Origin of the sequence: Dokdonia sp. R78006, from assembly GCF_042466145.1 — a bacterium.
In the GTDB taxonomy this organism is placed as follows: domain Bacteria; phylum Bacteroidota; class Bacteroidia; order Flavobacteriales; family Flavobacteriaceae; genus Dokdonia.
Genome location: NZ_JAXHBU010000001.1, coordinates 2,593,748 through 2,608,877, shown reverse-complemented (window position 1 = coordinate 2,608,877; position 15,130 = coordinate 2,593,748). Strand labels below are relative to the sequence as shown.

Below are 15,130 nucleotides of genomic sequence, written 5' to 3'. Positions count from 1 at the left end.
GCAAGAAAAACTACTTATTTTCAATTATTTGGCTCCAAATGAGGATTACCGTATGGCAGTTTGGATTTGAGGTGGTAGATTAGTGGTAATTACTGGGTCAAACAAACTATAACCTAAACAACCATTTGCAATCATGAAGATATTTTGAAAAAAAATTACAATTCATGCCTATAAAAATTTTTCATAGTTATTAACTCAATATAAAATGATAACAAAAATTCTTTTTCAAAATACAAAAAACAGAAAAATCGTAGATTTGATTTTAATATGAAGAAACTAACAGTAATTGATTTTTTTTGTGGCGCTGGAGGATTTTCCGAGGGTTTTAGGCAAAAAGGTTTTGAAATTGTAAAGGGTTATGATAATTGGCAGCCAGCTATTGACACTTATAATCATAATTTTGGTACTAATTCAACAGTAAAAAACCTTTTAGACTTCAAAGACTCTATTGAAGAAATAAACCTTCTACCCGAAACAGATATTATAATTGGCTCACCCCCTTGTGTTTCATTTTCTAGCTCTAACAATTCTGGGAAAGCAGACAAGTCACTAGGTTTAGAATTAACAAAATGTTTTTTAAGGATAGTAGCTGTAAAAAAACATCGAAAAGATTCTATACTTAAAGCCTGGTATATGGAGAATGTTGTCAATTCTAAAAAATACATAAATCAAGTATATTCTTTTGAGGATTTAGACCTTACTGAATGGGCTTTAGATAATAACATAAATCCTCAAAATGAGGCGTTGAATCTCTTAGATAATACAACGATAATAAACTCAGCAGATTACGGTTCTTATCAAGCTAGAAAAAGGGCTATTTCTGGAGAAATAACAAAAGCCAACAAACTAGTAATACCAAAAACTACACATTTCAATAAGGGAGAACACCATAAACGAAAATGGAACACACTTAGTGAGCTTATGTATTATTTTCCTAGTCCACTTTTAAAAAAATCTACGAAAAAAATAAAAGATCCAGTATATAATTCCATTGCTATCGATTTGAACCAATTGACTGACCACTTTTATGATAGTGGACTTTATAAAAGTGAGTGGAGACAATCAAGAGAACATAAAATCAATCATTATTGTATGGGAAAAATGTCCTTCCCTGAAAATAAAGATAAGCCAAGCCGTACTATAACTGCCACAAAAAGTGGAACTTCTAGAGAAGCTTTAATATATAAATCTGAATACTCTCGTAAAGGAAATGGTGAATATCGTAGTCCAACCGTTAGAGAAGCTGCAAGTATAATGGGCTTCCCTTTTACTTATCAGTTTCTCGGTACATCTCACACAAAATGGAGATTAGTTGGTAATGCAGTTTGTCCATCTGTAAGTAGAGTTCTGGCAAATGAAGTGTTAAAACAATATAACTTACCAAATCCAATAAATTTAGAATTAGTTAAAGAACCTAATCTAATTGATGTACCAAATCTCAACGATTTCAAAGAAAAGGCATTTGACAGACAACCAAAAAGAACTAAAAATTCAAGGTTTAGAAGACATCCTATAAAAGCGGGAAACTTAACCGTAACATTATCCAACTATGACATAGAAAAGAATACTAAAGCAACAAATAAATGGTATACTTCCATCCAATATGGAACAGGAATAGACTATAAAAACCAAAAGGTAAAAGATGGGTTTTACAAAAAAATAGAACCCATCATACTAGAAGAGAAAACTGGACCCAAATTTGTTAAAATTATAAATAATGGTTTTTCAGAAAAAGTTGGTTCATCATCAGATTTACAAAGAATGTACGAAGAACAGGTTGCTTTTGAAAATTTACTAGAACCAACTGCATTGATTGAAAAGGTAAATGAAATAATATCTCAAATTAAATTTAATAAAGCAGACTACATTCAAAGCGAAACTATTGTTTTTGAAAACAAAGATATAGTCCCTATGAGCCAGGTTTTTGCTCTATATGCAATTAACAAGATAACCACTATTGCCAACTCAAACTAAATAATGCCTGTAACTTTCCTGCCATACAATCCGATTTCTGCATTAGATAAAATTATAACCAAAGAAGATGGGTCTCCTTTACAAGGAGAAATTGATGTTTATAAAAAATTATATTCGGATTTAACTAATAGTGAGGATGATTGGTATGTGTGGCACGATTTAAAATTACCATCACATTCAGACAGTTATAATTATTACAAAAAGACAAGTGCTCAAATTGATTTTCTAATCTTATGTAAAGAAGGGCTGCTGGTTCTTGAAGTTAAAGGTGGTCCCATATCAACTAAAAATAACGACTTTTTTTATGGTAAAATGTTTCAGCAAAAAATGAAGCAGAATCCTTTTAAACAAGTCGAAGGTTATAAATTTACACTAAAGGACAACTTATTAAATAATTTTAAAAATTGTTTTTTTTGTGATGCTGTTGCTTTACCTCACGTTAATTATGAGTTCAAATCTAAACTTGTTGACACCAACTTATTATGGACTGAGTTTACCGCAAAAGAATATAATAATTCAATAGAAAAGTTCATTAAACACACTTTCTCTCACACTAAAAAAAGACATAAAAAACACTTTCGCTCGTACACAAACATATCACATCAAGAAATTAATGCAATAAAAAACATTCTAAGTCCAATAGTAAATGACAAAAATGAGTATGATTCAATTGACACATTAAAATGGCTTGGAATACAGAATATTGAAATTCTAGAAGGGTTGAAGAAAAACCCAAGGATTATGATTGAAGGCCCCCCAGGTAGCGGAAAAACAACTATCGCCAAAGCATTTATAGATAAGCAAATTGGAAAAAAAGGAATTTATATTTGCTGGAATAATTTGTTAATGCATTATACCAAAAACATATTAAAAATACGAGATAACGCAAAAGATATTGAAGTAACTACTTTTTTTAGATTCATTCAAAAACATAACCCACAAAAAACATATTCTGAAATCACATTACTTTCGGAAGAACAGTTCTATCTGTTGTTAAAAGACACTCTTTCCAATCTTAAGAAAACAAAATATTATGACTTTATTGTTATTGATGAAGGGCAAGATATTTTTGACAGAGGATTGGACTTATTTATAAATAAATTATGTGGGTACAATGAAAATGGATTAACAAATGGTAACTCATTGGTATTATACGATATTGATCAAAGCTATTCATTAGGTGGCAGATCAATAGGTGAACTTGCGGACCTTTTAACAGAATATTTCACTCATTTTAAATTGAATGAAATTAAGCGTAGTGCTCAAAACCCTGATATTCGATTATTATCTTCAATCATTTTAGAAAATCCGAAAGAAATTTTGATTGAAAACTTTAATGAAATATATAGCAACATCGTAATTAAAAAGCACTCTTCCCTATCTAAAGTAAAAAAACATTTAGTTAACAATGTTTTAAATTCAATTAGACAGGAAAATTCATCACTTAAAGGTTCAGATTGTATAATACTTATAGAATCTAAACTATTAAAAGGAGAATATTTAGGTAATCCAGATATGCATTACGAATTAGCTATTAAAGACATTGAAGAGTTAAGCGAAAAAAATATTACCGATACTGCAAATAAATTAAGATATACATCTATATTAAAATATAAGGGTCTTGAGAGTAAAAATGTATTCTTAGTTGTAACAGAACCTTCTGACTATAATAAATATGAGTTCTTTATTGGAATAACTAGAGCAATAAATAACGTTGAAATAAATATAATTTACTGATGGAAGTAATTAATCAACATATAAATAAACATATAGCTCCATTTGTAGAAGACCCAACTGATGGGTTTGAAGAAATCTTTTCTGAAATAATTAATAGTGAAAAAGAAAGATTAAAAAATCTATTAATCTATGTTGATAGAATACTGAACATTACTACTACTTCTAATAAGTCAAAAATAAACTACTTACATCTTCATTTTGAAAAAGATTTTGATTTTAACGATAGAACAATAATTCTAGAGTTTCTAGTATTAAAACACTTTTTATATTCTTTAGATAATGATAAAACTGAATTAACAAATGAGTTAATTCAGGATAATATTTCACGCATAAAAAGAGAGATAAAAAACAACCAAATACCAGCCAACGCAAGTGGAAAAAATGGAGGAAATCGAATTTACAAAAAATGGAAAAATAAAAAGGATGAAAAGAGAGCTGAGTTAGATTTTAATAACAAAATTCTTAATTCTAATAAACTACAAGTGAATACACTAGTAAACACTTTAACTAGGTATTTCACTGAATGTATTGATAAGTTTAAATCAAAACAGTATGGAATTAAAATTGAAGATGTAACCGTAAGCAAATCATATGTTGCCTTCAATAAAGAAAAAACATTAGACCAAATAGACCAAAACGAGCAATTAGTAGATAGCTTGGAAAACATTATCCTTTTTGATAGTGAAAGCAAGTCAAATTTCATCAACTTCAACCTAAAAGAACTTCTTGAATGGAATGAAGATGGAACAACATTCAAAAACTTATTAATTATCACTTTTGGCAAAAAGAAAGTAAATATAAACAACTTAAAAAATAAATTAAATCAAGTTGACTTTAAATTTAATACAGAAAAAAATGAGTTATTAAAACCCTATGTTATCACAAATGGTGAAGTCAATAACCTTATGAAAATAGATAATCAAAAGCAACTAAAAACAAATTTTTACGGTATTGAAAGTAATACCTTTTGGGATAGCTTTCTATTAGAAACACAAATACACGAAAACTTATACGAATTAATCTCAATAAAAATGAGAAATATATATTCGTTAGTTATTAATGAAAAGATAAAAGAAATTGTACTCGAAAGTGTCTTTGGTGGTAACGAAGGAACAGCTCTTATTTCAGAAACTACACAACAGGAATTTCCTGATGAACTCAAAAATGAATTAAAAGAAAACCTATCCAACACATTAGATTACATTATTAACTCAGCTTGGAAAGATGAAATTAAAAAACTTATTCACGAAAACACAACAATAGTTATTTCAAATGAATTCTTAGAAAATAATTTATTAAAAAAAGAATTGCAGAAAGAACTAGGACTTTCACATTCTAAAAAATTAATCAATTGGGAAGAATTAAACTCAATGACCCCTGAAAACTTATTAATTCTAAATTACTTGGACCCTGGGCATTACCCTTATTATTTTTACCCAAATATTATTGAAATACCTACTATCAATTCTAAAGGAATTTTCCTCAATCTATTGTTTAAAAACAAATTTCAATGGGCAAATTTCAATAATAACAATGATTATTACAAACTACTTAATCATCAAGTAAGATCTGACTATTTTGATTGGATTGCTGTTAAAAACAAAGTAAATAGCTTAAGACCTAAAGTTAAAGAAAAAACTTCTTGGGATATAGAAAGCACATATGTTAATAATGGTAATAAAGAGGTAATAAGAATTAAGCTTTTATCTGAAAAAAAGCCTCATAATTATCACACCTCAGACTTATTTATCTATAAGTCTAATTATACAAATAAAGTTGTGAGAGCAATAGACTTATTGGCTCTAAATCCAACTGAAATACAGAGCTTAGATTATATAACAAATGCACTTCCAATATATGATAAACTAGCAGACATAAACAAACAAGAAGAAGAATTAGATGTTATCCGTAAAAAATTCAACATTGAAGACGGAGAAGATGCTGGACGTCTATGGAAAGTTCTATTAAAACGTAAATCAGAAGACTTAGGGAAAGAGTCTTTGTATTCTGAAATTCAAGAATTATTAGGCCAACAGAACCTTAAGATGGTTTCCTTTCAACATTTTGAAAATCACTGGATAAACCCTGAAAGTAAATCTTTAGCACCTATAGTTAAAAAAGTGTTTTTATCAATTTGTAATTACCTAAATCTTCCTAAAGCTTATATTATTCTGATAAGTCGAATTAAAAATAAAACAAAGCAAACTACCAGAAATAACACAAGAAAAATGAATCTTTTATTTAAAGATTTATTTGATGATGGTTGTTTTGATGATATTTCAAAGACAAGAGAAATACTAATTACCAAAAAAGAGTATTATCAAAAAAACCATTCTTTAGAAGAGTTGGGTATTGATGAAAATCATTTGCTTGAAAACTTGGTGGCTTTAGTAGAATTAATTAACCCTGAAATAAGCTTGCAAAAAGTGGATTCAATTGAAAGCATCAATTTATGAGTATAATAAACGAAAAAAGAGAATCTCTTGAACGATTTATAAAAGAGCAAACTTTAGGTCCTGGAATAAATGGTTTTAGGTTTATTGATGTTGAAAATGAAGATTTTCAAAAAACAAAAATAGACAAATTAAAACCTATCGATTATACTAATGAAATAATAGACATTGTTCCTGCTGCAGTATATAGTACAGGCATATTATTTCCGCAAGATAATAGCAAAACCTGTAATGAAGGAATTACTCTTGATAATAACGAAGGTAATGAAGATGAAGAAAATGAATCAGAAGAATCAAGTACTCAAAATACAAGTACCGATAATATAGAAGAAACAGATACGATAGCACTTGATCAAATGTTTCCTAAAACAATGGGAATTACTTGCTGTCTAGATAATAGCTTTTTGGAGAACGAAAATTTAGAGATTAAACTTAATGCTAGATATTATAGTAAGATAAAAAGAAAGAATGATAATATTTATAATAATAGATATGGAGTAAATTGTGAATTACCTTTTGAAATAATTAATCAATTCATTGAAAAACATCAATTAAAAAACTTTCATTTAAAAGAAGTAAATGGAAATTTATTTTTATTTATGAAGTATCTTAATTCTGAAGATATTTCTCAACTAAAAACTAGTCTACGCACCATTCAAAAAGAAGTTGCAGAAGAAATATTTTTACTTAATAAACAGTATTTCATCTCAAAAAATATTACTCAAAAAAGAAGTTATTTAAGTAATCTCAAATCAACAATTTATAATGATTTAAAATATAATATTACAGATCTAAAACAAAGAAAATCTTATTATGATATTTCTCAGAAAATAGAAGAAGGAGAGAACATCATAAGTCATTTTGAAAATTTATTAAATGTAAATGGTGGTGGTTTTGGATTATGGCAGTCAGAATTAATCGAGAGAAGAATTTCCTTAAATAAGGTTTCTTTTCCAAAAGACAGAAATAAAATATCCTTTCTATATAAAGATTTAAATGAAGATTTTACTGTTTCTGATATAGATGGGAATATTATTAGTAATGACTTAACAGATGTTTATCAGAATGAAATAAGTAAAGAAGATGGCAAAGCTTCACTATCATTAAACCTACAACTTAGTAGAGATACAAGAAACTCAAAAAACTCAAAAAAGATTTTTGTAAAAGTTCAATTAATTAATACAAGTACTCCATTTACACAGGCAAAAGATAGCTCTAGATATTATTCCACTTTCAATGAAAAAGTAAATGAAAAATGCTTTTTTGGTGTTAAACTATCAATTACTAATAAACATCTTATTCCCTATAACGAATTAAGTTTAGATACTTCTAAAAAGGAGTATTCAGAAGATGAAACTACTGATTATATTTATAGACAATTCGAAGATTTTGGTATAGGTCACGGTTGTTCGGTAAAGTGGGACAAAAAGCTCAATACCATTGAGTCGGAATATATACCTATTTGTGACACTCCAGATGTTGACCCTACTCCAAGAAACAAATCGAAAGATTTAATTAAAGACAATAAAGGGAATTACAAAAATCCTTTGTTTTTAGAAAATTCGAAGGCACAACAGTTCAAATGGCTCTCAACTTTTTCAGACGCAAAAAATGAAGAAGTCATTAGTGGATTAAATGCTTTTGTTGACGCCTATGGAAATTGGATAAAAGACAAGAGAAAACAAGTAAATGACCAAGAAAAAAACATAGCTAATCAAGAACTTAAAAAATGCTCACTTGATTATCAGAGAATGAAAGAAAATATTAATAATCTTCTTTCAAATGAAATAAATATAGAATCCTTTAGATTAATGAATTCTGCTATGTTTATGCAGATATGGCACTCTGTATATACTAAAAAAAATAAAGTACTTCCTTTAATGGAAGATGTTAATTTTTCAAACTTCAATGCCGATTTTTATAAAAAAGCTAGTGATAAATTATTCTCAGAAACAGAATCAACTTCTTGGAGAGCCTTTCAATTAGCCTTTATTCTATTGAATTTAGATGGCATTTTTAAAAATGAAGATGATATTAATTGGGAAAAAAGAAATGATTATGTTGACTTAGTTTGGTTTCCAACTGGTGGTGGTAAAACTGAGGCATATCTTGGGTTAATAGCTTTAACTATAATAAACCGTAGAAAGCTACACAAAGAAAGAGGTGGAGGAACTGCGGCAATTATGAGGTACACCTTAAGACTATTAACATTACAGCAGTTCCAAAGAGCTACTTTGATGATAATGGCACTTGAATTAATTAGACGTTGGGATGTATCTGTTTTAGGAATAGAACCAATAAATATTGGATTATGGGTAGGAAATAATTCAATTCCAAATAAACTGACATACAGAGCTAATGATAGAAACAAAGACTCTTTGCAATATGAATTTGAAAAACTAAATGATGTTAATGGTAAAGAGAATAAAATACCTTTTAATGAATGTCCTTGGTGTTCATCCGATATAAAAGGAGAAGACAACCCTGATAACAATGAAAATATATTCAATAATGGTAAACTTCATTTAAAATGTTCAAATAAAAAATGTTCATTTTATTTTAGTAGACGAAATAGAAATAGAAACGATTTAGGACCTATTCCTGTTAATCTTTGTGACGAAACAATTTACCAACACCCTCCTAGTTTGCTTTTTGGAACGGTCGATAAATTTGCTCAATTAGCTCATAAGGTTTCGAATTCAGATAAAGCAAGAAATAAAGATTCTAGAAGATTGTTCGGTAGAGGAAATTGGGAAAGTGGAAAACCAACAAATGGATATTTCCCACCAGATATTATTATCCAAGATGAATTACATTTATTAAATGGTCCTTTAGGTTCATCAGTAGCTTTATTTGAATCGGCAGTTGATCAATTATGTACAAGAACAGATGGCACAAGACCAAAAGTAATATCATCTACCGCAACAACTAGAAATACTGGTCTTCAAATTGCAGCATTATTTGATAGAAAAGTGAATCTGTTCCCAAAACAAGGCGTAGAATGTGATGATTCTTTCTTTTCATTTTACAAAAGATCGTTCTCTAGTAATCATAAAGAAGATTTTATTTACGAATCTAAGAGAAGGTATATAGGCATATTGCCAACAGGAAGAACTCAAATTTGGATGCAAATGAGGTTAGCTGCTATAACAATGACCCATAGAGCTTTGTTTGAATTGCAACAATTGGGGAATAATGAAAGTATAGATTTTGAAAAATATGATTCATTTGAAAAATCTATGGATTATTTTCATACTATTATTTCCTATTTTAATAGTCTAAAAGAAGTTGGTAAAACTCAGTCACAAGTACAATCTTACATTTTAAAAGAAGTTCGTAGGGTTTTCAATAGAGTAATTAGATCGCAAAAACTACTTCATTCTTTATACACTTATGGTCCAATAGAAGAGTCCGAGTTGACAGGAAGACTCTCTGGTGAGGAGGTTAAAAATGAGCTTAAAAAAGTAGAGGAAAAATGGGACGCTTCATTAAGATTTGCTCACATAAAAAATGATGAAATAAAAAGAGGGAATGTTCCTCCTGAGTTTTTGGTCGCTACAAATATGATTTCTGTAGGAATAGATGTTTCTCGCTTTAATTTAATTATTATGAATTCTATGCCTAGAAATACGGCAGAATACATTCAAGCAAGTAGCCGTGTGGCAAGAGACTCTTACGGCTTAGTACTTACAGTACACCATCCTTTTAGAGCAAGAGATATTTCACATTATGAGAAATTTATTGAGTTTCACGAAAAAATGTATAGTTATGTCGAACCAATATCGATAACTCCATTTACATCAAAGTCTGTTAGCAGATATTTAGGATTATACTTAGCTACAATGTTGCGTCACACAACTGATTTTGTAGAAAGAGCATCTGCATCTAATATTTGTAACATAACTGATTCCGAAATATCAAATATTATAAGTCAATTAACAGCTAATTTTGATACTCGTATTATCAAAAATAATGTTTATGATAAGGAAATTCAGAATCTTCTTAAGCCACAAAATCTTGAGTTTATTAAATCTTGGATTAAAAATGCTTTTGACGAATGGAAAGAATTAGCATCAAAAGAAATTGCAGATGGGAAAACATTTGTTTTCAGTAATAAATCAAAAAGAACAAATGCTAATCAAGAACAATTATATGTTGAATTAGATGCTTATGTAGATGATATTCATAGTGAAAAGTGGCAAATCCCTATGTCATTAAGAGTAATAGAATCTGAAGCAGCCATAAAAATTAATTCAAAATGAAAATACTAAATCAAGCACAATATAATCAAGGAATTGGCAAGTTCAAACTTCTATCATCAAATGCAGGTGTTGGTTCTATTATTACTACTAAATTAGGCTCATATGCTTTAATATTAGACATTAATAAATGGAAGTTTATAGAATGGGCTAATAGAAAGATTTCCCTCATTAGAGAAAATGAATCGGATAATCAAAAAATCTATAACCAAGCACAAAAAGAAATAAACAATAGAGGTCTTCTAATAGTAGATGATAAGAGATTTGTAGAATTCTTGAAAATAGAAAAAGAGTTAGAATCTTTAGTTTGTTTGATTGACATTCCTCATATGTCATTAAATGAAAGTTTTAATACTCCTAATTGGAAAAATCACCCAATAAAAACTGCACTTGATAGAAATGAAGAAGAGGGTAAGTCTTCTGATTATATGATTAATGCAACTCATTTTCCTAAATGGTTTACGAACAGGAAAGGTCATCTTAAAAAAATAAATGAATGGAAAGATATTTGGAAAAAAGAATGTCAAAAACAAGGTGGCATTTTAAAGGATTTTCATTTTTCTCCTCCAAGAGATGGAAATGATTTTAGAAGTGAATTTTATGCAAAAAATATTGAAGGAACCCTTGTTAAAAACAAAGTATATCAAACTTTAAATCAAACAAACATATTGTTAATTTGTCCGAATGGTCATTTATCTGATATACCTTGGTCTAAATACTTAAATTGGAAACTCAATCACAGAAATGAAGATCCAGAAGCTAAAGATTTATTAAGTTATGATGGTTGTTGTACAAAACCAGAATTAATTTGGACTGAAAGCAAGAATAAATCTGAAGGGTATGGCAGTATTTACATTCATTGCAACAATTGTGGTTCTGGTAAAGACAAAGCTTTTAAAGTTAATTTAGAAGGAATTAATAGTATTAAACCAAAATGTAAAGGTGAAAAGCCTTGGGAACAAGAATTAGACAGTTGTTCAATTCCAAATGAAATCTGTAATCTTAAGCCAGAAGAAGTAATGCGTACTGCTCTTGTAACTGCAAATAATGTTTATTATGCCAGTGGTTTTTCAAGCCTATATATTCCAATGCATCTAGCAGAGAATAAATCAAAAGAATTGATTGATGCTTTAATTGTATGTAATGATAAATTTAATAGAACATTAGGTACAAAATTTGAGAAAACAAAAGAACAATGGTTTAATAAAAATGTTGATGAAGAGTTTTTAGAAATAGACTGTGGCATAAATATCTCAAATTTATCATTTTCAATTGATGAACTTATTTCAAAATTGGGAATTGAGTTTAATAATGATTGTACAGATAATAATATAGATAATTTCGAAAACTACAGATGGCAAGAATATCATTGTTTTACACAAAACCCATCAAATGAAGATGAAGGGTTGAAATTCACAGACATTGAATTGTCAAAGGAGTTAAGCTCTTACTTTTCCAAAGTTCAACAAATTGAAGAATTAAAAGTTACACAAGTTCAACTTGACTTCACTAGAGTTCAACCGAGAGATAGGATAGTGAGAAACGGCACAGTTGAGTATTCCAAAGAGGCTAAAAATATTTTTTCAGAAGAAGCTGATAAACTCTTTATATTACCTGCTAATGAATCTTTAGGTGAAGGTTTATTTTTTCAATTCAATCAAGAAAAAATGGATAATTGGATAAATTCAAATGAGAAGATATTATCTGAAAGATTTAAACGCTTTATGCAAGAACCAAATATTGATATTCAGGGGGCAGCAACAATGCGGAAAATATATAATAATGGCATTAAACATTTTTTAATTCATAGTTTTTCTCATATGATTATGCGTGAACTTGAATTCTCTTGCGGATACCCAACTGCAAGTTTAAAAGAACGTTTATACATATCAAATAATTCTGAAAAACAAATGTCAGGTGTTTTAATATATACAGCAGAAGGTTCTGAAGGAAGTATGGGAGGTTTAGTTTCACAAGGGGAACCTGAAAGGATATCTATAATCATAAAAAAAGGCTTAGAAAGAATGGAAAACTGTTCTTCTGACCCTTTATGTTGGGAGTCCGAAGGTCAAGGTATTTTTGATTTAAATTTAGCTTCTTGCTTTTCCTGTTCATTAGTTTCAGAAACAGCTTGTGAAGAAATGAACTTGGGGTTGGATAGAAGAGTGTTAGTTGATGAAGAATTTGGTTATTTTATGGGGAAGAATAAATAGCTAGCGCCTAAGTCGTACACATTTGCAATTAGCTTCAGCCATCATAAAATTGCAAGAGAGTATGTCTTTACCAACGCTATCAGCATAAAGCAACAAAGTGCAAAAACCTAACGAAAAGCTGAGTTAAAAAACAGCCCACTCCTTCCCTTCCACTCCTTCCCTTCCACTCCTTAACAAAACCATAACTAATAACCTCAAATCCATCCTCATGAGAATCTTCTTTATTATTTTATTGGTGTTCTTGGTGTCTGTTTCTTGTAAGAATGAAAAGACTACAACAAAAGTTGATAGTTTTAACCTATTAGTACAAGCCAAAAATTTTCCTGACAGCACTAAAGTTGTTCTTTACAATAGAGATATTGATAAGGATATAGACTCAGCTTTTGTGGTTAATGAACGCTTTGAGTTTTCTGGAACAGTAGCGCTAGCATCGCTTTCTTATTTGAACTTTTATGATAAAAACGGTAAGTCCCTAGAACCTTATACTTATTTCTTTTTAGAAAATACCAATATGTCCGTTACAGGAGAGTACTCAGACTTCCTTAATGCAAAAGTAACAGGCTCTGAGCAAACAGATCTATATACCGTATATAACGCTATATCCCAAGACAACGATACATCAAATAGGTTTCAGAAAGAAGTAGACTTCCTCTACGCTAATGCCAATAGCCAAATGGCCTTGACGGAACTACTATACATGAAAAAACAAATCTCAAAAGATAGCTTGTTACTCTTTTATGAGAAATTAGATACAATCAATACAAACTCAATAAAGGGTCAGGAGTTACTGAACTATGCAAAAGCGATTGATATCAAAGCTGGAGATAGATTTAGAGACATCAAAGGGACAGATCTAGAAGGCAAACAACACAAACTCTCTGACTATGCTGGAAAAGTAATTTTATTAGATTTCTGGGCAGCTGGTTGTCGTCCTTGCCGTTTACAAAACAAAAAGGAGTTTCCTGAGTTGGTTAAAAAATATAGCAAAGACGATTTTGTTCTCATAAGTTATTCCCTTGACACTGATAAAAAGAGCTGGAAACAATCAAGCGAAAAGGATAATATCAATTGGCTTAATATTTCCGATTTACAAGGAATGAAAGGTGATAATGTCTCAAAATATGCCGTAACCGCTATTCCTAATAGCTTTTTAATTAATCAAGAAGGTATTATCGTCAAATCGTTCATAGGCTTTACTGAAGGCACAAACACCATTGAAAAAGAGATTAATAAGCTTTTGGAGTAGCCATAATTTTATAATTTGCACTCGGTAAGACTTATACGAGACTTTACTATCACCAAACAACTAACAAACCGTTCATCACAATCAAAAAATAATCATGAAAAAATTATTGTTTTTAGTACTCATCAGCTTCACTTTATTAGCATGTTCATCAGATGATGATGCAAGTCCAGACAATTTACAACTACGAATTACAAACGTAAGCACTTTTGATTATGACAATATACAAGTTAGCACCACTGGCGACTTAGTTGATTTTGGGGATTTAGCTGCTGGCACTAGCTCTGAGTATATTGTTTTTGAGTCGGCTTACAGATATGGTTTTGTTGAGTTTCAAATTGATGGAGAAACTTTTACATATCAGCCTATAGATTATGTAGGAGAAAGACTTTTAGAAAATGGGAAATATGCCTACGAAATAGATGTAGACATAGAGAACCAAAGAGTGTTATTGTCATTGAAGATTGAGTAAAGGGTTGTTTTTTCTATACAGCTTTTAAAAACTATTATTAAACAAACTTAAAACCATCCTCTTGAGAATCCTCTTTGTTATTGTATCGGTGTTCTTCTTGTCTATGAGCAACAATATGTAAAAAATAATGACTGATTTATTTACGCTTGATTTAGAAAAAATCATCAAATTACATTTTGGTGAAATCATCGAGGAGCACCAGTTGCAATTCACTAATAAGTCAAGTCCGACTCTGGAAAATGAATTCTGTGAATTACATTTTGTAAGGTTTGATCAAATTACGTTGAAATTTCACTTTGCTGAAAAGGGACAAGATTTTGAATACAAAGTGGATACCTATGCTGACATTTTAGACAGAAAAGGGTTTTATAGTAGATTGAAAATTAAATTTGATGAGAAAGATGGTCTATCTCAAAAAATAGACACTATGGTTGCGAGTTTAGCAGAGCAAACTAAAATATATCTATCCAAACCACTACGTGGAATTTTTGATTGGAAAGAAGATTATTACAAAAGAGAGAAAGAATTAAAGCCATTGCTTGATTTTATATTTAAAGAAAAGAATGGAAGGACAGCAAGAAGGTTATTTTTAAATAATGATTCTAATTGGGAGGAAGTAGCCAAAATCGATATGCTGCGGTAATAACTACATGAACAAGATGTGAATATCAAGTAAGTCGTTGTTAACAGTATAAATTTGTGTTAATTAAACGAATATCCATCAGAACTAGGAAATTTAAGATGAATACAAAGCCTAATAACACACCAATAATACTTCT

The 15,130-nt window shown here is 29.6% G+C and carries 8 protein-coding genes; all 8 read left to right on the top strand.

Going from position 1 to position 15,130, the window contains the following annotated elements; genetic code table 11:
* Positions 1-267: 267 nt before the first annotated feature.
* Positions 268-1,974 carry a DNA cytosine methyltransferase gene (locus SJY37_RS11590; RefSeq protein WP_379953105.1) on the top strand — a complete coding sequence of 569 codons (1,707 nt, stop codon included), beginning with the start codon at positions 268-270 and terminating at the stop codon, positions 1,972-1,974.
* 3 nt (positions 1,975-1,977) lie between these two features.
* Complete coding sequence (locus SJY37_RS11585; RefSeq protein WP_379953104.1) at positions 1,978-3,711, top strand: NERD domain-containing protein; 1,734 nt, start codon at positions 1,978-1,980, stop codon at positions 3,709-3,711.
* A complete protein-coding gene (locus tag SJY37_RS11580) occupies positions 3,711-6,167 on the top strand; it encodes a hypothetical protein (protein WP_379953103.1) in 2,457 nt (818 codons plus the stop codon). The genes SJY37_RS11585 and SJY37_RS11580 overlap by 1 nt, the downstream gene beginning before the upstream one ends.
* On the top strand, positions 6,164-10,426 hold the full coding sequence (locus SJY37_RS11575) for a helicase-related protein (protein WP_379953102.1): 4,263 nt from the start codon (positions 6,164-6,166) through the stop codon (positions 10,424-10,426). Before SJY37_RS11580 ends, SJY37_RS11575 begins: the two co-directional genes overlap by 4 nt.
* Complete coding sequence (gene drmB, locus SJY37_RS11570; RefSeq protein WP_379953101.1) at positions 10,423-12,636, top strand: DrmB family protein; 2,214 nt, start codon at positions 10,423-10,425, stop codon at positions 12,634-12,636. Before SJY37_RS11575 ends, drmB begins: the two co-directional genes overlap by 4 nt.
* Positions 12,637-12,844: 208 nt before the next feature.
* Positions 12,845-13,882, top strand: coding sequence for a redoxin family protein (locus tag SJY37_RS11565; RefSeq protein WP_379953100.1), 1,038 nt, complete (start codon positions 12,845-12,847; stop codon positions 13,880-13,882).
* Between the two features lie 94 nt (positions 13,883-13,976).
* Positions 13,977-14,351, top strand: a complete 375-nt coding sequence (locus SJY37_RS11560; protein WP_144783768.1) for a hypothetical protein — start codon at positions 13,977-13,979, stop codon at positions 14,349-14,351.
* Between the two features lie 127 nt (positions 14,352-14,478).
* Positions 14,479-14,994 (top strand): hypothetical protein, encoded by a 516-nt coding sequence (locus tag SJY37_RS11555; RefSeq protein WP_379953099.1) that lies wholly within the window; start codon positions 14,479-14,481, stop codon positions 14,992-14,994.
* The last annotated feature ends 136 nt before the right edge of the window (positions 14,995-15,130 follow it).

Bases quoted from the DNA above. Each gene is read 5' to 3' on its own strand.
- SJY37_RS11590 (WP_379953105.1), top strand. From the start codon at position 268: ATGAAGAAACTAACAGTAATTGATTTTTTTTGTGGCGCTGGAGGATTT.
- SJY37_RS11585 (WP_379953104.1), top strand. From the start codon at position 1,978: ATGCCTGTAACTTTCCTGCCATACAATCCGATTTCTGCATTAGATAAA.
- SJY37_RS11580 (WP_379953103.1), top strand. From the start codon at position 3,711: ATGGAAGTAATTAATCAACATATAAATAAACATATAGCTCCATTTGTA.
- SJY37_RS11575 (WP_379953102.1), top strand. From the start codon at position 6,164: ATGAGTATAATAAACGAAAAAAGAGAATCTCTTGAACGATTTATAAAA.
- drmB (WP_379953101.1), top strand. From the start codon at position 10,423: ATGAAAATACTAAATCAAGCACAATATAATCAAGGAATTGGCAAGTTC.
- SJY37_RS11565 (WP_379953100.1), top strand. From the start codon at position 12,845: ATGAGAATCTTCTTTATTATTTTATTGGTGTTCTTGGTGTCTGTTTCT.
- SJY37_RS11560 (WP_144783768.1), top strand. From the start codon at position 13,977: ATGAAAAAATTATTGTTTTTAGTACTCATCAGCTTCACTTTATTAGCA.
- SJY37_RS11555 (WP_379953099.1), top strand. From the start codon at position 14,479: ATGACTGATTTATTTACGCTTGATTTAGAAAAAATCATCAAATTACAT.